Source organism: Mesorhizobium sp. M7A.F.Ca.US.008.03.1.1 (genome assembly GCF_003997495.1).
In the GTDB taxonomy this organism is placed as follows: domain Bacteria; phylum Pseudomonadota; class Alphaproteobacteria; order Rhizobiales; family Rhizobiaceae; genus Mesorhizobium.
Genome location: NZ_RZRU01000029.1, coordinates 1 through 18,702 on the forward strand (window position 1 = coordinate 1; position 18,702 = coordinate 18,702).

Here is an 18,702-nt window from a genome sequence, read left to right on the forward strand (position 1 = left end):
CAACGCCGCAGGTCTCATGCGGGCCCTCGAAGGGCGAGCACCACAGGCGGTCGTCACGGTGGCGCGGGACCAACGCCCAATCAGCTCTTAAACTGATTCAACGCAATCGTGAGGTTGCCTGATGAGCACGACGTCCTTCCTGCAAACGGCTTGCATGACCGGCCAACGCGCCGGCCGGCTGGTCGCCGGCCTGTTGGCCATGATCGTGCTTCTTGCCATCATGGCCGGGCCAGATCAGGCCTTCGCCCATGCCGCGCTGATCAAGACCGATCCGGCCGACGGCGCGGTGCTGGCACAGGGGCCGGCGCAGTTCTCGCTGACCTTCAGCGAGCCGGTCTCGCCTCTGGTGCTGACGCTGGTGAAGCCCGACGGCAAGCCGGTTCTGCTAACGTCATTCCGGCTCAGCGACCAGACCGTCGAGATCGACAATCCGCAGCCGCTCAAGTCCGGCACGCATGTGCTGAGCTGGCGCGTCATCTCCGCAGACGGTCATCCCGTCGGTGGATCCCTGTTGTTTTCCATCGGCGCGCCCAGCGAACCGCCGGCCGTATCCGAAGCCGTCGACTGGCCGTTGCGGTCGGCTATCTGGGCGGGCAAAATCTTTCTCTACGTCGGCCTTTTTCTCGGCGTTGGCGGCGCCTTCGCGCTTGCCTGGTTGGCCGGAAGTGGGCGCGCCGGACAGCGCTTCGTTGCAGCTGCAATCCTGAGCGGGCTGGTCGCGTCGTGCCTGTCGCTCGGCTTGCAAGGGCTTGATGCGCTCGGGGCGCCGCTCTCCCATCTGGCACAATCGGTCATCTGGCGGACCGGGCTCGCCACCAGTTTCGGCTGGACAGTGCGGGTCGCGCTGATCGCGCTGGGGCTTGGCCTGCTGTCGCTGGCCGGTCCCCGCGCCACCGCCAAACCATTGGCGCTTGCCGGCTTGGCCGGGGTGGGGATTGCCCTTGCCGCCAGCGGCCATGCCAGTGCCGCCGAACCGCAATGGCTGACGCGGCCGATGGTGTTCCTGCACGGCGTCGGCATCGCGTTGTGGGCCGGCGCATTGGTCCCACTCGGGCTGGCGCTGAAGGGGCAATCGGCGGAGGCCACGCCATTCCTGCGGCGGTTTTCTTGGGCGATCCTGCCCGTGGTGGCCGTGCTTGCCGCTGCCGGCATCGTGCTTGCCGTCATCCAGGTGCAAACACCCGCGGCATTGGTCGACACCGCCTATGGAAGGCTGCTGCTGATCAAGCTGGGGCTGCTGGTCTTTCTGTTCACGCTCGCTGCCGTCAATCGCTGGAAGCTCACCGCGCTGGCCGAGGCGGGATCGACGGAGGTTCAGCGCAGGCTGGTCCGCTCGATATCAGTCGAACTGCTGATCGTGTTGACGATTTTCGGCGTTGCCGCGGGCTGGCGTTTCACACCGCCGCCACGAGCGTTGGCGATTGTGGCAGCGCAACCGGTGTCGGTCCATATCCACGCGCTGCAAGCGATGGCCGATCTCAGCATCACTCCCGGCCATGCCGGCCCGGTCGTTGCCTCGATGGTCATCATGAGCGGCGATTTCGGCCCGCTCGACGCCAAGGAGGTGACCCTGGTGCTGTCGAAGCCCGATTCCGGCATCGAGCCGCTGAAGCGCACTGCGAGCAAGCCCGGCGACGGCAGCTGGCGCGTCGACAACCTCGTCATCCCGGTGCCGGGCCGGTGGACGGTGCGCATCGACATACTGGTCTCGGACTTCGAGATGGTGAAGATCGAGGCGCCCGTCGATATCAGGCCGTAAAGCCAGACCGGCACGAGCTTGGCCGGCCATCCACCCAACACAATTCGGCGAGGCGGTTGACGCGGCCCGAAAGGCCCGTCAATCATTCCGTGAAGAATGGGCATCCCCGCCAATCGCGGGCTCGAACCAAAAAAGATCCGAAAGCAGGGAAGAAACGATGGAAAAAGCCGAAATCGGCCTGATCGGCCTTGGCACGATGGGCTCCAACCTGGCGCTCAACATCGCCGAGCACGGGCACCGCATCGCTGTCTTCAACCGCACCAGGGCGCGCACCGACGCTTTCGTCGAGAATGCCGGCGCGCTCAGGGACATGGTCGTGCCCTGCTACAGCTTGGAAGAGCTTGCCGCCGCGATCAGGCCGCCGCGCCCGATCATCATCATGGTGCTGGCCGGCAAGCCGGTCGACGAACAGATCGCGGCTCTGCGTGGCGTGCTGTCGGCCAACGACATCGTCATCGACGCCGGCAACGCCAATTTCCGCGACACGATGCGGCGCTTCTCCGAGCTTTCCGGCTCGGGTCTCACCTTCATCGGCATGGGCGTGTCCGGCGGCGAGGAGGGCGCGCGCCATGGGCCGTCGATCATGGTCGGCGGCACGGAGGACTCGTGGAAGCGGGTCGAGAAGGTGCTGACGGCGATCTCCGCCAAGTTCAAGGACGAACCCTGCGCGGCATGGCTCGGCACCGATGGCGCCGGGCACTTCGTCAAGACCATCCATAACGGCATCGAATATGCCGACATGCAGATGATCGCGGAGATCTACGGCATCCTGCGCGACGGCCTGGGCATGGACCCGAAAGAGATCGGCACGGTGTTTGCCAACTGGAACAAGGGCCGGCTCAACTCCTACCTGATCGAGATCACCGCCAAGGTGCTGGCATCAGACGATCCGAAGACCGGCAAGCCGGTGGTCGACATCATCCTCGACCGCGCCGGGCAGAAGGGCACCGGCAAATGGTCGGTCATCGAGGCGCAACAGCTCGGCATCCCGGCCACCGCGATCGAGGCGGCGGTGGCGGCGCGCGTTCTGTCGTCGATCAAGGACGAGCGGCTGGCGGCGGAAAAGGCCTATGGCAACGCCGGCGTGACGAAGATTTCCGGCGACAAGGACGCCTTGCTGAAAGATCTGGAACTGGCGCTGTTCGCCGGCAAGATCGCCGCCTACGCTCAGGGTTTTGCGGTGATGAGCGGCGCCTCCAAGGAATTCAACTGGAACCTGCCGATGCCGACCATCGCCAGGATCTGGCGCGCCGGCTGCATCATCCGCTCGCAGATGCTCGACACCATGGCGGAAGCCTTCAGCAAGGGCGGCGCCTCGACCAACCTTCTGATGGCTCCGGCCTTCATCTCGCTGATGCAGGAAGCGCACCCGTCGCTGCGCCGCATCGTGGCGAGGGCTTCGGAGGCCGGCTCGCCGGTTCCGGCGCTATCTTCCGCACTTGCCTATTTCGACAGCTACCGTCAGGGCCGCGGCACCTCGAACCTGATCCAGGCGCAGCGCGACTTCTTCGGTGCGCACGGCTTCGAGCGTATCGACGACAAAGGCGCGTTCCATGGGCCGTGGGGAAGCGGTGCGGCTGGTTAGCAAACCAGCCCAAGACCCTAGAGCTGTTCACCGTTTCACGGAAACGGCGACCCGCTCTAACTCCTTGTTTTTACGCAATTCCCAAGGGAAAGCGTTATGCGCTTTTCCCGGGAAAACCGTTTCACACTTTTCCTGGAATTGCTCTAAACGGAAACCGGCGGGCTGAACGCCTGAACCTCGCTGGTGGCGACCAGGCGCTGCAACGAGCCGGGTGCGGCGCCGCCGATCCAGCCGAGCACGGAGCGGGCGAGATCGGAGCCGGCCAGGCGGAAGTTCTCGTTGACGACGAGCAATTCCGGCCGGAACAGGTGCAACAGGTCCGACGACTGCTTGGACACGACATCGACGTCGCGGCCAAGCTTGAGGCCGGCATCCTCGATGCCGGCGACGATGGCCAGTGTCGCGGCGGCAGCGCTGCTGACGAAGCCGTCCGGCCTGTTCTCGCGGCGCATCACCTGCGCGGTCCTGGTCCTGATCTGCTCGATCGTGTGATCGATGGAAACGGTGTTGAACGGAATCTCGCTGGCTCCGACCTCGCTCAGCGCATCGGCAAAGCCGTTCAGCGTGTGGCCATAATAGGTCAGCCCGGGCGGCGGCGACAGAAGCGCCAGCTTGTGCCTGCCCATGCTCGCCAGGCGGCGCACGGCTTCCATTGCGAAAACATGGTTGTCGAAGTCATGGTATGGATGGACGAGGCCCATGTCGGTGCGGCCATGCGTGGCAAAGGGCATGCCGTGCTCGAGCATGTAGCGGGCGCGCGGATCGTTCGGTTGGGTGCGCGAGATGATGACGCCGTCGGCCGAGCCGGTCTCGACGAGATAGCGGATCGGCTCCATCGGATCCTGCGAGCGGGAATAGGGCGTGACGATCAGGTGATACGGCGTTTCGGCGAGCACTTCCGAAACGCCGTAGATGATGTCCGAGACGAAGCTCATGATCTCGCGGTCGGTGTTGAGCACGAGGCTGATGACATTGGTCCTGCCGGTGCGCAGACGCACGCCGGCGCGGTTCGGCCGGTAGCCGATCTGCTTGGCGACGAGCTGGACGCGGCGCCTGGTTTCGGCGCCGATTTCCGGGGCATCCTTCAAGGCGCGTGACACGGTGGTGACGCCGAGCCCGGTCATGAAGGCAAGCGTCTTCAACGTCGGCCGTCCCTGTGCCGAGGTCTCCCCGTTCTTGTCCGTACGCTGTCTGTCCATTCGTCCCGCCCGTCAGGCGCATAGCAGCCGCAGGCCATGTCGGCAATCGCCGCCATGGCGATACGATATGCGTTCCAGCCCCGGTAAAGTCTCAATAAACTGAAACGTTACAGATTGCCATATCGGGTTACATCTCGTCGCGGGGTGCATGGTTCTTTTGCGAAACGCATTGGGATTCCAGGAGAAATCGCCCCTGCCGCCGCTTATTGCCCGGATCGGTCGACATTTCGATGTTTGCGCCGCAGCAAGCCATGTTGCAGTGCATAAAAAGTGCGGTCACTCAGGCGAATTTGTTCGCGGCCCGAAAAAATATCGAGGGCGCTTCGTTGATGGGTTGCGCAGCCCACGCAATTGCCGTATCGAAAATCTGTAACGTTTCAGATTCTGGGAGGAGCCGAAATGCGATACAAACTTTTGACCGCTGCGCTGGCAGCGACGGCCGCGTTGCAGTTTGCCGGCCAGGCGGCCGCGACGGACCTGGAAGTCACTCATTGGTGGACGTCGGGCGGCGAGGCGGCGGCGGTTGCGGAACTTGCCAAGGCGTTCGATGCGACCGGCAATCGCTGGGTGGACGGCGCCATTGCCGGTTCCGGCGGCACGGCGCGGCCAATCATGATCAGCCGCATCACCGGTGGCGATCCGATGGGCGCCACGCAGTTCAACCATGGCCGGCAGGCGGAGGAACTGGTGCAGGCCGGCCTGATGCGCGACCTCACCGACGTCGCCACCAAGGGCAAGTGGACGGAAGTCGTCCGACCGAAGAGCCTGCTCGACGGCTGCACCATCGACGGCAAGATCTATTGCGTGCCCGTCAATATCCATTCCTGGCAGTGGCTGTGGCTGTCCAACGAAGCCTTCGCGAAGGCCGGCGTGCCGTTGCCGAAGGACTGGAATGAATTCGTGGCGGCAGCGCCGGCACTGGAAAAGGCCGGCATCATCCCGCTCGCAGTCGGCGGGCAGGCATGGCAATCCTCCGGTGCCTTCGACGTGCTGCTTGCGGCTGTGGGCGGCACGGACACGTTCCTCAAGGTCTACAAGGACAAGGATGCCAAGTTCGCCGCCGGGCCCGAAGTCGCCAAGGTCTTCAAGGCCGCGGACGATGCCCGCAAGATGGCGAAGAACACCAATGTGCAGGACTGGAACCAGGCGACCAACCTGGTCATCACCGGCAAGGCCGGTGGCCAGATCATGGGCGACTGGGCTCAGGGCGAGTTCCAGGTTGCCGGCAAGACCGCCGGCAAGGATTATACCTGCCTTCCGGGCCTTGGGCTGAACGAGGTCATAGCCACGGGCGGCGACGCCTTCTATTTCCCGTTGCTCAAGGATGCCGACAAGAGCAAGGCGCAGGAGGTGCTGGCCGAGACGCTGCTCGATCCCAAGACGCAGGTCGCCTTCAATCTGAAGAAGGGTTCCCTGCCGGTGCGCGGCGACGTCGATCTCAATGCGGCGAACGACTGCATGAAGAAGGGCCTCGCCATCCTCGCCAAGGGTGCCGTCATACCGTGGACGGATCAGCTGCTTTCGCAGGACACCCAGAAGCAGAAGGAAGACCTTTTCGCCGAATTCTTCGCCAAGCCGGAACTGACCGTCGAAGACGCGCAGAAGCGCTTCGCCGACCTCATCGCTTCGGCGGACTGACCCTGGAGGCCGCCCACCTCGCTCCCGGCCTTGCGAACGCAGGGCCGGGGAATGCACCGCCCTTACCCAGCCGGCTGACGAGATGAGCAAGAGCGAACGCCCCAACCTTCTGTTCCGCAACCTCAATGCGAAGGTCGCCTCGATCCCGATGATCCTCACCGCCATGGTGATTTTCGTCGGCGGCACCGTTTGGACGGTGCTCTATTCCTTCACCAATTCGAAGCTCCTGCCGCGGCTGAATTTCGTCGGGCTCGACCAGTATTACCGCCTGTGGGCGACGCCGCGCTGGCTGATCTCGATCGAGAACCTGTTGATCTACGGCGCGATCTCGCTGGTGTTCTCGCTGGTCATCGGCTTCCTGCTTGCCGCGCTGCTCGATCAGAAGATCCGCTTCGAAGACACGTTCCGCACCATCTTCCTCTATCCTTTCGCGCTCTCCTTCATCGTCACCGGCCTGGTCTGGCAGTGGCTGCTCAATCCCGATTTCGGCATCCAGCACGTGGTACGGGACTTAGGCTGGACGAGCTTCAGCTTCGATCCGCTCTACAATTCCAGCATCGTCATCTACGGCATATCGATCGCGGCGCTGTGGCAAGGCACCGGGCTGATCATGTGCCTGATGCTGGCCGGCCTGCGCGGCATCGACGAGGACATCTGGAAGGCGGCGCGGGTGGATGGAATCCCGATGTGGAAGACCTATCTGTTCATCGTCATCCCGATGATGCGGCCGGTCTTCATCACCACGCTCGTCATCATCGCTTCCGGCATCGTCAAGGTCTATGACCTCGTCGTGGCCCAGACCAGCGGCGGCCCGGGCATCGCCTCCGAAGTGCCGGCCAAGTACGTTTACGACTATATGTTCTTCGCCCAGAACCTCGGCCAGGGTTTTGCAGCCTCGACCATGATGCTGCTCTCGGTGGTGATCGTCATCGTGCCTTGGGCCTATCTCGAGTTCGGGCGGCGCAAATGAGCATGGCAGACATCATCGCTCAAACAAGCCCTGCCGCCGGCGCCGGCGCGCGCCAGGGCATCACCGGTCCCTACGGCCCGAAGCCGCGCCGTATGATTTCGCGCCGCAACGTCTTCCTCTACGGCACATTGTTCGTCATGGCGGTCTACTACCTCTTGCCGCTCTACGTCATGATCGTCACCTCGCTCAAGGGCATGCCGGAGATCAGGCTCGGCAACATCTTCTCACCGCCGCTCGAGATCACCTTCGAGCCGTGGGTCAAGGCGTGGTCGACGGCCTGCACCGGCCTCAACTGCGACGGGCTCTCGCGCGGCTTCTGGAATTCGGTGCGCATCACCGTGCCGTCGGTGCTGCTGTCGATCGCCATCGCCTCGGTGAACGGCTACGCGCTGGCCAATTGGCGCTTCAAGGGCGCCGATACGTTCTTCATCATCCTGATCGTCGGCGCCTTTATTCCCTACCAGGTGATGATCTATCCGATCGTCATCATTCTGCGCGAAATCGGCCTCTATGGCAGCCTTAGCGGGCTGGTGATCGTCCATTCCATTTTCGGCATGCCGATCCTGACGCTGCTGTTTCGCAATTATTTCGCCTCGATGCCGGAAGAGCTGTTCCGGGCGGCACGCGTCGACGGCGCCGGCTTCTGGGGCATCTTCCTGCGCATCATGCTGCCGATGTCGCTGCCGATCTTCGTCGTCGCCATCATCCTGCAGGTGACCGGCATCTGGAACGACTTCCTGTTCGGCGTCGTCTACACCCGCCCCGACACCTATCCGATGACGGTGCAGCTCAACAACATCGTCAACTCGGTGCAAGGCGTGAAGGAGTACAACGTCAATATGGCAGCCACCATCCTGACCGGGCTTGTGCCGCTCATCGTCTACTTCATTTCAGGCAAGCTTTTCGTGCGCGGCATCGCCGCCGGCGCGGTGAAGGGGTGATGGCGATGACGGCAGCCAGCGATACCAGCGTTTCAATCCAGGACCTGTCGCTGAATTTCGGCGCGGTGACCGTTCTGGAGACGCTCAATCTCGATGTCGCCGATGGCGAGTTCATCGTGCTGCTCGGGCCGTCCGGCTGCGGCAAGTCGACCTTGCTCAACTGCATTGCCGGCCTGCTCGACGTTTCCGAGGGCCGCATCTTCATCAAGGGCAAGAACGTCACCTGGGAAGAGCCCAAGGACCGCGGCATCGGCATGGTGTTCCAGTCCTATGCGCTCTATCCGCAAATGACGGTGGAGAAGAACCTGTCCTTCGGACTGCGTGTCGCCGGCACGCCAAAAGAAGAGATCGCCAAGCGGATCGCGCGGGCGGCTGAAATCCTGCAGATCGAGCCGCTGCTGCAGCGTAAGCCGGCCGCACTTTCCGGCGGCCAGCGCCAGCGCGTCGCCATCGGACGGGCACTGGTGCGCGATGTCGACGTGTTCCTGTTCGACGAGCCGCTGTCCAATCTCGATGCCAAGCTGCGCGCCGAACTGCGCGTCGAGATCAAGCTGCTGCATCGCAAGCTGCAGAACACCATGATCTACGTCACCCACGACCAGATCGAGGCGATGACGCTGGCCGACCGCATCGCGGTGATGAAGGGCGGCGTCATCCAGCAGCTCGATGCGCCGCAGACCATCTACAACCGCCCTATCAACCGCTTCGTCGCCGGCTTCCTTGGCTCACCCGCGATGAACTTCGTCGATGGCCGCCTGGAAGACGCCGACGGCGGCTGGCGGTTCGCGGCCGAGGATATCAAGATCCCGCTCGGCACTTACGACTTTGCCAAGCCTCCGGCTCCCGGCCCCGTCACATTCGGTATCAGGCCCGAGCATGTCAGCCTGAACAGCGGCACCGGCTGGCCGTTCTCGATAGCCGCCAATGTCGAGGTGGTCGAACCCATGGGCTCCGACACGCTGGTCTGGCTGAAGCTTGCCCAGCAGAATTTCAGCGTCCGAGTGACCTCGGAACGCACGCCCAAGAACGACGAGGCGGTGACGCTTGGCTTCGATCCGATGCGCGCCTCGCTTTTCGACACGGCAACCGGCACACGCATCTAGCTTCCGAGAACCAACCTTCCAACGACAATCCCCAAGCGAAACGGACAGAGACGATGAATTGGTCATTCCAACTCTACAGCGCCCGCAATTTCCTGCCCTGGGAAGGCGTGCTCGCCACGCTCGGCAAGCTCGGCTACACGCAAGTCGAAGGCTTTGGCGGCGTCTATGACGATCCCAAGGCCTTTCGCACTGAGCTCGACAAGAACGGGCTCGCCATGCCGACGGGGCATTTCTCGATCGACGCGCTCGAGAACGATTTCGACGGCGTGCGCAGAACCGCCGACGCACTCGGCATCACGCTGCTCATCTGCCCTTTCCTGATGCCCGATCAGCGACCATCCGACGCGGCCGGCTGGCGCGGCTTCGGCGAACGCCTGGCCAAGGTCGGTGATGCCGCGAAAAAGGCCGGCTACGGCTTTGCCTGGCACAACCATGATTTCGAGTTCAAGAAACTTGCCGACGGATCGGTGCCGCAGGACCACATCCTGTCATCCGCGCCCGATGTCAGCTGGGAGATGGACGTTGCCTGGGTGGTGCGCGGCGGCGATGATCCGCTGCCGTGGATCGAGAAACACGGCAAGCGCATCAGTGCCGTCCACGTCAAGGACATGGCCAAGCCCGGCGAGGGGCTGGACGAGGATGGCTGGTCGGATGTCGGCCATGGCACCATCGACTGGGCCGGCCTGATCAAGGTGTTGCGTGCCAAGAGTGCTGCCCAATACTACGTCATGGAACAGGACAACCCCAACGACATCGAGCGTTTCGCCCGCCGCTCCATCGCAGCCGCCCAAACCTATTAGGAGCAATCAGCATGGCAAAGAAACTTGGCATCGGCGTGATCGGCTGCGGCAACATCTCGAAAGCGTATTTTTCGCTGGCGCCGCTGTTTCGCGGCATCGAGATGCGTGCCTGCGCCGACATCAACATGGAGGCGGCCAAGGCGCGGGCGAAGGAGTTCAAACTGCGCGCCGAAACCGTCGAAGACCTGCTTGATGCCGATGACATCGACATCATCGTCAATCTCACCATCCCGGCGGTGCATTACGAGGTGTCGAAGCAGATCCTCGATGCCGGCAAGCACGTCTATTCGGAAAAGCCGTTCGTGCTGTCGGTCAAGGAAGGGCTCGACCTTAAGAAGCGGGCGGAGAAAAAGGGTCTGCGGATCGGCTCGGCGCCAGACACTTTCCTCGGCGGCGCACATCAACTGGTGCGCAACCTGATCGACACCGGCAAGCTGGGCAAGGTCACGAGTGGTACCTGCCATGTCATGGGCCACGGCATGGAGCATTGGCACCCCAATCCGGATTTCTTCTTCCAGCCGGGCGCCGGTCCCGTGCTCGACATCGGACCGTATTACATCACCAATCTGATCCAGCTGATCGGGCCGGTGAAGCAGGTCGCGGCCTTCGCGACGACGCCGGCCAAGGAGCGGACGATCAGTTCAAAGCCGCGCGCGGGTGAAAAGATACCGGTCAACACGCCGACGACCATCCATGGGCTGCTGGAGTTCGAGAACGGCGCCGTTATCACGCTCAACACCAGCTGGGACGTCTGGGCTCACGGCCACGCGCCGATGGAGCTTTATGGCGAGGCCGGTACGGTGTTCGTGCCGGATCCGAATTTCTTCGGTGGTGACGTTCGCTTCACCGACGCGGCCAAGCCGGTCAAGAAGCTGCCGAACTGGCCGCATCCGTTCGGCGTGCCCAACGAGATGCATTCGCAAGGCATGATGGCCAACTACCGCACATCGGGCCTCGCCGACATGGCGGTGGCGATCGCGGAAGGCCGGCCGCACCGCTGTTCGATGGAGCTGGCGCTGCACGCCGTCGACGTGATGACCGGCCTGCTGCGCTCCGGTGAAACCGGCAAGTTCGTCGCCATGCAGACCACCTGCGAACGGCCGGCAGCACTTGGCGTCAAGGAAGCCAAGGAGCTTTTGGCGAAGAAGAAATAGGGCAGCACACCTCAACCCTCTCCCCGTTCCGACGGAGAGAGGGTAAAGGTGACGGGCAGAGCCAACTCGCCGCGTTATCGCGATGCAGCCGACCGGCTCGTTTCCATTGAGGATTTTCCGATGCCCTACACGCCTGCCGAAAACCGCTATGAAAAGATGATCTACAACCGCTGTGGCCGCTCCGGCCTGAAGCTGCCGGCAATCTCGCTGGGGTTGTGGCATAATTTCGGCAACGACACGCCGCACAAGACCAAGCAGGCGATCGCGCGCAAGGCCTTCGACCTCGGCATCACGCATTTCGACCTTGCCAACAATTACGGTCCGCCGCCCGGTTCTGCCGAAACCGCCTTCGGCGAAATCCTGCGCACCGACTTCGCCGCCTATCGCGATGAGCTGATCATCTCGACCAAGGCCGGCTACGAGATGTGGGCCGGCCCCTACGGCGAATGGGGTGGGCGCAAATACATTTTGGCCAGCCTCGACCAGAGCCTCAAGCGGATGGGGCTCGACTATGTCGATATCTTCTATTCGCACCGTTTCGATCCCGACACGCCGCTGGAAGAAACGATGGGTGCGCTCGACCATGCCGTGCGCTCGGGCAAGGCGCTCTATGCCGGCATCTCGTCCTACAATTCGCAGCGCACGCGCGAGGCCGCCGATATCTTGAAGCAGCTTGGCACGCCTTGCGTCATCCACCAGCCGAGCTATTCGATGCTGAACCGCTGGGTGGAGGAAGACGGCTTGCTCGACACGCTCGAAGGGCTCGGCGTCGGTTCCATCGTGTTCTCGCCGCTGGCGCAAGGCATGCTGACCAACAAGTATCTCGGCGGCATCCCGGACGGCAGCCGCGCCTCCCAGGGCAAGTCGCTGAAGACAGCCTTCATCAACGACAAGACCATCGCCAACATCAAGGCGCTCGATGCGATCGCCAGCAAGCGCGGACAGACGCTGGCGCAGATGGCGCTGGCCTGGGTGCTGCGCAAGGGCAGGGTGACCTCGGCACTCATCGGCGCCAGCCGGCCGGAGCAGGTCGAGGACTGCGTCGGCGCGCTCAAGGTGCTCGACTTCAGCGATGCCGAACTCGCCGAGATCGACACCTATGCGCGCGAATCCGACATCAATCTGTGGGCAGCTTCGGCCGAGCGCAAAGGTCCGCCGCGAAAATAGACCTCGAGCCGGCAAAATAAGAGCGGCGGGCAATCCCGCCATTTTTCACAGGAAGCCAAATGGCCGCGGTTCAGGGCGTTTTCGGTTTCTGCGCCGTGCCCAGTCCCGCCTTTGGTTTGGCAGGCGCCGGAGCAGAGCTCATCTTCGTCTCGATCCAGCCGGTGTAGTTGGCCAGCCGCGTGTAGATGCCGTAGGCGTCCTTGTGGCCGCAGGCCGCACTGCCGTCAGCCGGGCCTTCGCCCCAGCTGACGACGCCGATTTGGACCGGCTCGTCGGTGCCGGTCATGAACAACGGTCCGCCGCTGTCGCCATTGCAGGCATCGCGCACGCCGCTGGTGGTGCCGGCGCAGATCATGTTGCCGGTCAGCGGGTCGGTCATGTCGGCGGCGATCGCATTGGCGGCCGCGTCGATGCCTTTTTCCGAATAGCGCATACGGCGTGACAGATCGCCGAGTGCGACCTTCAGATCATGCGCATAGATGGCCTTGATGCCGCTGTTGCAGGCCTGGTTCGGCTGCAGGTCGAGATCGACAACCATCAGCGTGGTCGGGAAGGTGCCATCCTGCATCTTGCCCCAGCCGGTGACCGTCGTCTTGCCGGTCTCGGGCGTCGCGTCATGGGTGACCTTGATGGTCGGCGCGTCGGCCGGCTCGGCAAGCCGAAGCAGCCCGAGGTCGTTGTCGAGGGTCTGCTCGCTGTAGCCCTCGTTGACGATGACCTCCACCACCTTGTGGCGCTTGCCCTCGCTGAGATCGGTGGCGCCGGTCAGCACGGTGACGCTCTCAGGCGAAACCGGCTGGCCCTTGTCGTTGAGGCAGTGTGCTGCCGTCAGCACCCATTGCGGCGCGATCAGGCTGCCGCCGCAGAATTGGGCGTTGGCCTGCGATGCCGGGTTCTCGTCCAGCCTGTCGGTGGTGAGCAGCGCGACCTGGAACGGGTAGGCTCCCTTTTCGGCCTGGTTGCCGCCGTAGATGCGATCGGCGCTGTCGGGATTCTCCGCCGCGGCCTTCGCCCTGGCTTCCGTCACGCGCTTCATTGGCGAGACCGCTGCCTCCGGCCGGGCGACCGCTTCGTCGGCCTGGGTGGAATTGGCTGCCGCAAGGGCGGCAGCGATGCCGAGCAGCGATGCGGCGGCGGTCGGCCTGAACCGATGGATGATGTTCACCTGAAGCCCTCCTGAGATATGTTCCCGAGCGGGCCAGCCCCGGCGCATGATCAACGAAACAAGCCTCACCCTGGTGATCAGGCCGCGCAGCACTTGTTGTTGCGGCACGGCAGGAACACCAAGTCGGGCACCGCTTCGCGGATCGCGTTCCTGTGCAGACCCAGCCCAAAACCCTATAGCCCCCCACGGGCTATGTGGAAGCGATTTGTCATTCCAATGTTGTATTAATTTAGGCAATATATCCGCGCTAGTGCCTTTGGCGGGGCCTGGACAGACTGTAGGGGGTAATGAGCTGGTTCAGGTGCCGGTAATCAAACTCATTTTTTGGCCTGACCACGATCTCGACAATATTTGTGTATTTTGATCCAGTCCTTGCTGACTTTTGGGAGAGTCTCACCATGACAAAACTGACAAACGCACTTGTTGCGTCCGCGTTGCTGTCCACCGCAATGTGGGCGGTCCCGGTTTTCGCCGCTGATCCTGGCTCCGCCAGTGCCGGCAATGGCGAAAGCGCGCGGGACGTGACTTCAGGCGACTACAAGCCCGGGCGGGCAAAGCCAATCGCGCCACCGAAGCTGACCGACGAAGACAGCCGCGCCGCGCCGCTTGCCGACGAGGCAACGGCCGTCAAATCCTATGGCATCGTCGGACGGTCCGCCGATGGCAAGGAGATCAAGATCGAGCCGAGCGAAGCGCTGCGGGAGCTTATCATCAAGGAACTGAATGCTCCGGCCACTGGAAAAGACGGGGCTGAGCGCAAGACCGAGGATCCGGACCTCGGCGAAGGTGAAGCCGGCCGCCAGGTTTTCGGCACCGACGATCGCGAGCAGGTCAAGAACACCAAGACCTATCCGTTCTCGGCAATTGGCTATCTCGAAGCCAAATCACCGAAGACGGGCAGCTTCGGCAGCTGTTCGGCAACGCTGATCGGCCCGCGCACGGTGCTCACCGCCGCGCACTGCCTCTACAGCCACGAGGACAAGGATTGGCTCTCCGACTATTTGTTCGTGCCAGGCCTTAACGGCAGCACAGCCGACGACGCACCGTTCGGCGCCTTCGCCTTCGAAAGCGCCTATGTGCTGCAAGGCTTCATCGACAACTACCAGGGTTATTATGGTTCGGTCCTTTTGTGGGATCTCGGCATCGTCACGCTGAAGCAGGATGTCGGCACCAATCTCGGCTGGCTGGGCTATGCGAACTATGAGGATCTCGGCGACTTCACCGCCAATCTCGTTGGCTATCCCGGCGACAAGCCGATGGGCACGATGTGGAAGGCAAACTGCGAAGTGCACGCCGAAAACATCGCCCCGGAATATTTTCAGTATGACTGCGATACGTTCCCGGGGTCGAGCGGCAGCTCGGTCTATGCCTACGACAACAAGGCCAAGCAGCGCATCATCACCGGCATCAACGTGGCGGAAAGCCCCGACGCGAACACCGCCGTGCGCCTGAACGCTGCCAACGTCCAGTGGATCAACAGCCTGTATAAGTAATCACTGCGCATTGGCGGTGGAGACAAAGGCGGCGGCGCAATCCCGCCGCCTTTTTTCTGGCGGGCGCATTTGTTGCGACCCTTGCACGCGGCCAGCGGCAGGCGCGCATCAGACGGAGGCCGGATTTTCGCGTCGCTATTTGGCTGCAGGCGTGCCGTTGCGCACGTAGCTCTCGATTGCCGAAGCGAATGTGGGAGAACCCGCCTTGCGCTGCTTGTCTATGTAGCCGGCAAAATAGCTCCAGAAGGAGACGGCATAGTCGCGGAAATAAGCGTCGGTCACCTTGCGCGAACACAGATCGCCGTCGACGCAGAAGGAGAGGCGGTTGAGGAAATAGACGATGCGGTCGAAATTCTCACTGAAATCGGCGAGCGGCATGTCACCACCGGAGGCAGTCATCGCCTCGATGCCGATCCGTTGCCGGAACACCTGCTCCTCGGTCGGCGAGGGGTTGGCGCTGAGCAGATTGTCATATTTGGCGTTGAGGGCCGTCAGACGATCCTTCAGGGCGCGCTGTGCCTGCTGGTAGTCCTTGTTTTCCCAAAGCTCGACCAGCGACATGGTCTGCTCGACGCGCTTCTGCTCCTGGTTGGCCAGGAACTGATAGACCGAGAACATCAAGGTGAAGATGATGGCGAGACGCACTGCCATGCCCGACCAGGCATAGACCAGCATGCGCCAGTCGCGGTCGGTGAAGGGATTGCTCTCCTTCTTGATCTCGTGGCTGCTCGGCCACGGAAAACCTTCGGTGGTTTCCGGCAGCTCCGGTTTGCCGGCCGGCGCCTTTGCGGGTGCGGCGGCTGCTGTTTGCCTGGTGTTGCCCGCCGGTTTCTTCATCCGCAGCTGTCCAGTTCAATGGTGGCGGAGGGATCAAGCACGATGCCTGGCGCCTCCAGCTTCTTTTTCAGACATTGCAACTGCAGGCGCGAAATCATGAACTGTACGTCGGGCTCGGCCGCCCCCTTGTTCGGTGACGGCAAGGCTTCGACGACGCCGCGCGAGGCGCAGTTGCTGAGATCGACGACAACGGCGCCGCTGCTGCTTTTGGCGATCTGGTCGTATTGATCGAGAAAACACGTCGCCAGTTCCGAGTTGGTGACGATCTGCTTGACGCACAGGCCGCAGGCCTCGTCCGCCGAAGCGTTGGCGATCAGCAACAGGCCGCCGGCAAGGCCGGCCACCGTTCCACGCCAGGAAAACATAGAATTCTTCACAATCGATCCTATCCGTTTCATCCGGCCGTCATGCGTCAAGGCTGCGGCCGGGAATGTTCTCATATCGCGCTGATCGCGCAAGGGCCGGCAGAGCCACGACGGCCTTGGGCGCCGGCATCCACTCAGGCGCGTGGCACCGTTTCCATCGGGAAGATCATCACCGCGCCTTTCGGCCCGCTCTTGTCGGCAAGCCGCATCACCGAGCGGGTTGCCGGCGCCATACCGAGATCGGTCAGCATGTCGGAGAAGCCGGCGGAGCCCGTTCCGCGTGTCGCCGAGGCGACGCCGTCCTGCGCCAGGAAGCCCAGATCCTCCTTCTCGCTCTCCGGCGGCGCCTCGGTCAAAACCGCGATCATCCGTTCCATGCCGAAGCTGGTGTCGGTGAAGGCCAGCAGCCCCTCCTCGAGCGTGGCCTGCGGGGCGAGGCGTTCGGCAACGATATGGGTGATGGAATAGTCGCTGCCGACATAGAGCACATTGATATCGACCAGAAGGTCCGAGCTGTTCTTGGCCAGCACATGGACTTCGTCGCCCGGTGAGACGCGCGGCACGACCGAAGCCTGCAGCGGTTCGAGGCCGTCCTTGTCGCGACGTTTGACCTGGAACTGGACGTCGACGTCCTCGGGCTTGTAGTCGGAGGCCGCCGCCAGCCGCGAAAGCCCGGTGGCGCGGAAGATGGTGCGCAGGTTCCTGGCCGTTGCATCGACCAGCTTCTTGCGGTCATCCCTATGGACGATGATCAGCGGCGGCTTGCTGCCGTCCGTCAAGGTCACGTCGCCCGACGCCGGCAGGAACCACAGCGCCGGCTTGTCGGTCGCATCCTTGGCGGCGCCGGGAACAGCATTCTCGCGCATCACCGCAAAGCGGAGCTCGGCGCTTTTGCCGGGCTCGACCAGTTCGATGTTGAAGCCGGTCTCCCTGGCAGTGGCCAGTTCGTCGAGAACCGAATTGACGAGAGCGGTTTCCTTTTCAAGTCCCTTGGTGGCAGCCGGCCGCGCCGCGACGAGCTTGTAGTCGACGGCGATCTCCGCCACCCGCGCATAGGCATTGGCCGGGATGTCGGCCAGCTTCAGCGCCGGCTTCTTGTCGAACTCGACAGGCTTGACGCGGCTTTCCAGGTTCCTGGCCGACTGCACTTCCAGAAAGCCGACGGCGTCGGAAAGCGGCGACAGTGCTGAAGGCAGGATGGCGAGCTTGCTGCCGGGAGTGAGGCGATGCAGCAGCCCGGCGCCGATCGTCGCCTCGCCATCCTTGATGACGACGGGCCACTGCATGACCGCGTCGGTCTTGTCGGTGCCGAACACCCGGGCGTCCAGTTCGCCCTCGAACAGCGGTGTCGGCCGGGTGCGGCTGTCGGCCGAATATTGCTGCAGCACGGCCTGGCCAAGCTGGCGATAGGTGACGTTGGGATTCTCAGCCAGTTTCGACAGGATGGTGAAGGTGAACAGGCCGAACCGCGGTGCATCCGCCGTGCCCTTCGGCAGCGGCATTTCTGGTGTCGTCTCCACCGTCTGCGCGGCATAGAAGGCGACCAGCTTGCCCTTGGTGATCGGATCGCCACCGGTCGGGGTCAGGGTGAAGGCGGGCTTGCGCATGCCATTGTCGTCGACGCCGCGCGAGCCGGCGGCCGAGGCCACCTCGTCATAGGTCTTGATCGCGGCGGCCCGCTCGGCCTCGTTGCCGCCGACCAGGTCGGCGAACTCTACCTTGCGCTCCAGCTCGTCATCGACCTCGACGGCGCGCGTCGCGGTGCCGGAATGGCAGCAGTCGAACACGACCCAGACGAAGGCGCCCTTGTCGCGAATGGCGTCGAGTGCCGCGCCGATCTCGTTGTCGATCAGCGCATTGGGCACGCCGGCATCGCGGTTGATCCATTTTTCGATGTCGACGGGCAGGAAGATCTCGTCGAGCCCGTCGGTCTCGTCGCCCTTGACCATCTGCGGCTGCTGGGCGCCGTGACCGGACAGATGCAGATAAACGAAATCATCGCGCTGAACCTTGGCGGCAAGGTCGGCCAACGCGGCCTTGATGGCCGCATGGGTCGGCAGGCCACTGGCGCCGGGGACATCCTTGGCGAGCAGCGTGACGTTCTCCGGCGCGAACCGCACCGGATCGGGCACGTTCTTCAGGAGATAGTCTCGGACGAGGGCTGCATCGTTCTTCGGCCCGACCAGCCAGTTCCTCTGCGGCAGGTTGGGATATTCGGTGCAGGCAACCAGCAGCGCATGGTAGGTGCGCGATGCGGCCATGGTCCGGAACGATACCATGCCGGCCATGGTCAACGCGGACGTGCCGACCAGCAGCGTCCGCCGCGTCAATTTGATCATGATTGCTTCCCCAAGCCCGACCGAATTTCCAAGCGCGGCAATCCTCGCCGAAGATATTGTCAGTATTTTGAACGTCACATCGCAGAGCAATCTGCCTGTTGCCCCGCTCCGATCGATGTTCTCGACCGCCTTGCGGGCAGAATGCTGGAAACAGTAGCAAAAATGCCTGTTCGTCGCTATCTGGATG

Annotated in this window: 15 protein-coding genes; 10 read left to right on the forward strand and 5 right to left on the reverse strand. The window is 63.0% G+C overall.

Annotated features, from left to right (window positions below; all coding sequences use genetic code 11):
• The first annotated feature begins 121 nt into the window (after window positions 1-121).
• On the forward strand, window positions 122-1,759 hold the full coding sequence (locus EOA16_RS28575) for a copper resistance CopC/CopD family protein (protein ID WP_127261137.1): 1,638 nt from the start codon (window positions 122-124) through the stop codon (window positions 1,757-1,759).
• Window positions 1,760-1,916: 157 nt separating this feature from the next.
• Window positions 1,917-3,344, forward strand: coding sequence for an NADP-dependent phosphogluconate dehydrogenase (gene gndA, locus EOA16_RS28580; protein WP_127261138.1), 1,428 nt, complete (start codon window positions 1,917-1,919; stop codon window positions 3,342-3,344).
• 143 nt (window positions 3,345-3,487) lie between these two features.
• On the opposite strand, the gene EOA16_RS28585 is transcribed toward gndA, so the two are convergent.
• Window positions 3,488-4,543 carry a LacI family DNA-binding transcriptional regulator gene (locus EOA16_RS28585; RefSeq protein ID WP_127261139.1) on the reverse strand — a complete coding sequence of 352 codons (1,056 nt, stop codon included), beginning with the start codon at window positions 4,541-4,543 and terminating at the stop codon, window positions 3,488-3,490.
• A 399-nt stretch (window positions 4,544-4,942) separates the two neighbouring features.
• On the opposite strand from EOA16_RS28585, the gene EOA16_RS28590 reads away from it, so the two are divergent.
• From EOA16_RS28590 to mgrA, 7 genes are all read left to right on the forward strand, one after another.
• Window positions 4,943-6,181, forward strand: coding sequence for an ABC transporter substrate-binding protein (locus EOA16_RS28590; RefSeq protein WP_127261140.1), 1,239 nt, complete (start codon window positions 4,943-4,945; stop codon window positions 6,179-6,181).
• 82 nt (window positions 6,182-6,263) lie between these two features.
• Entirely contained in the window at window positions 6,264-7,151 is an 888-nt protein-coding gene (locus EOA16_RS28595; protein ID WP_127261141.1) for a sugar ABC transporter permease, read from the forward strand.
• 2 nt (window positions 7,152-7,153) lie between these two features.
• Entirely contained in the window at window positions 7,154-8,092 is a 939-nt protein-coding gene (locus tag EOA16_RS28600) for a carbohydrate ABC transporter permease (protein WP_164754422.1), read from the forward strand.
• 5 nt (window positions 8,093-8,097) lie between these two features.
• Window positions 8,098-9,195: a sn-glycerol-3-phosphate ABC transporter ATP-binding protein UgpC gene (ugpC, locus tag EOA16_RS28605; RefSeq protein ID WP_127261143.1), complete on the forward strand. Its 1,098-nt coding sequence runs from the start codon at window positions 8,098-8,100 to the stop codon at window positions 9,193-9,195.
• Between the two features lie 53 nt (window positions 9,196-9,248).
• A complete protein-coding gene (locus EOA16_RS28610) occupies window positions 9,249-9,995 on the forward strand; it encodes a sugar phosphate isomerase/epimerase (RefSeq protein ID WP_127261144.1) in 747 nt (248 codons plus the stop codon).
• 11 nt (window positions 9,996-10,006) lie between these two features.
• Entirely contained in the window at window positions 10,007-11,149 is a 1,143-nt protein-coding gene (locus EOA16_RS28615; RefSeq protein ID WP_127261145.1) for a Gfo/Idh/MocA family oxidoreductase, read from the forward strand.
• A gap of 120 nt (window positions 11,150-11,269) precedes the next feature.
• Window positions 11,270-12,316 (forward strand): L-glyceraldehyde 3-phosphate reductase, encoded by a 1,047-nt coding sequence (mgrA, locus tag EOA16_RS28620; protein ID WP_023812497.1) that lies wholly within the window; start codon window positions 11,270-11,272, stop codon window positions 12,314-12,316.
• A 70-nt stretch (window positions 12,317-12,386) separates the two neighbouring features.
• On the opposite strand, the gene EOA16_RS28625 is transcribed toward mgrA, so the two are convergent.
• Window positions 12,387-13,481, reverse strand: coding sequence for a trypsin-like serine protease (locus EOA16_RS28625; protein WP_127261146.1), 1,095 nt, complete (start codon window positions 13,479-13,481; stop codon window positions 12,387-12,389).
• Between the two features lie 398 nt (window positions 13,482-13,879).
• Here EOA16_RS28625 and EOA16_RS28630 point away from each other — a divergent pair, with 398 nt between their 5' ends.
• Complete coding sequence (locus EOA16_RS28630; protein WP_127261147.1) at window positions 13,880-14,974, forward strand: serine protease; 1,095 nt, start codon at window positions 13,880-13,882, stop codon at window positions 14,972-14,974.
• 135 nt (window positions 14,975-15,109) lie between these two features.
• Here EOA16_RS28630 and EOA16_RS28635 read toward each other — a convergent pair whose 3' ends face one another.
• The 3 genes from EOA16_RS28635 to EOA16_RS28645 form a co-directional block, all read right to left on the reverse strand.
• Complete coding sequence (locus EOA16_RS28635) at window positions 15,110-15,811, reverse strand: hypothetical protein (RefSeq protein WP_127261148.1); 702 nt, start codon at window positions 15,809-15,811, stop codon at window positions 15,110-15,112.
• A complete protein-coding gene (locus tag EOA16_RS28640; protein WP_245456044.1) occupies window positions 15,808-16,176 on the reverse strand; it encodes a hypothetical protein in 369 nt (122 codons plus the stop codon). Before EOA16_RS28640 ends, EOA16_RS28635 begins: the two co-directional genes overlap by 4 nt.
• Before the next feature lie 134 nt (window positions 16,177-16,310).
• On the reverse strand, window positions 16,311-18,515 hold the full coding sequence (locus EOA16_RS28645; protein WP_127261150.1) for a caspase family protein: 2,205 nt from the start codon (window positions 18,513-18,515) through the stop codon (window positions 16,311-16,313).
• Window positions 18,516-18,702: the final 187 nt, after the last annotated feature.

What these genes read in the sequence shown, in the direction of transcription:
- EOA16_RS28575 (WP_127261137.1), top strand. Translation starts at nt 122, where the DNA reads ATGAGCACGACGTCCTTCCTGCAAACGGCTTGCATGACCGGCCAACGC.
- gndA (WP_127261138.1), top strand. Translation starts at nt 1,917, where the DNA reads ATGGAAAAAGCCGAAATCGGCCTGATCGGCCTTGGCACGATGGGCTCC.
- EOA16_RS28585 (WP_127261139.1), bottom strand. Translation starts at nt 4,543, where the DNA reads ATGGACAGACAGCGTACGGACAAGAACGGGGAGACCTCGGCACAGGGA.
- EOA16_RS28590 (WP_127261140.1), top strand. Translation starts at nt 4,943, where the DNA reads ATGCGATACAAACTTTTGACCGCTGCGCTGGCAGCGACGGCCGCGTTG.
- EOA16_RS28595 (WP_127261141.1), top strand. Translation starts at nt 6,264, where the DNA reads ATGAGCAAGAGCGAACGCCCCAACCTTCTGTTCCGCAACCTCAATGCG.
- EOA16_RS28600 (WP_164754422.1), top strand. Translation starts at nt 7,154, where the DNA reads ATGGCAGACATCATCGCTCAAACAAGCCCTGCCGCCGGCGCCGGCGCG.
- ugpC (WP_127261143.1), top strand. Translation starts at nt 8,098, where the DNA reads ATGACGGCAGCCAGCGATACCAGCGTTTCAATCCAGGACCTGTCGCTG.
- EOA16_RS28610 (WP_127261144.1), top strand. Translation starts at nt 9,249, where the DNA reads ATGAATTGGTCATTCCAACTCTACAGCGCCCGCAATTTCCTGCCCTGG.
- EOA16_RS28615 (WP_127261145.1), top strand. Translation starts at nt 10,007, where the DNA reads ATGGCAAAGAAACTTGGCATCGGCGTGATCGGCTGCGGCAACATCTCG.
- mgrA (WP_023812497.1), top strand. Translation starts at nt 11,270, where the DNA reads ATGCCCTACACGCCTGCCGAAAACCGCTATGAAAAGATGATCTACAAC.
- EOA16_RS28630 (WP_127261147.1), top strand. Translation starts at nt 13,880, where the DNA reads ATGACAAAACTGACAAACGCACTTGTTGCGTCCGCGTTGCTGTCCACC.
- EOA16_RS28635 (WP_127261148.1), bottom strand. Translation starts at nt 15,811, where the DNA reads ATGAAGAAACCGGCGGGCAACACCAGGCAAACAGCAGCCGCCGCACCC.
- EOA16_RS28640 (WP_245456044.1), bottom strand. Translation starts at nt 16,176, where the DNA reads ATGTTTTCCTGGCGTGGAACGGTGGCCGGCCTTGCCGGCGGCCTGTTG.
- EOA16_RS28645 (WP_127261150.1), bottom strand. Translation starts at nt 18,515, where the DNA reads ATGATCAAATTGACGCGGCGGACGCTGCTGGTCGGCACGTCCGCGTTG.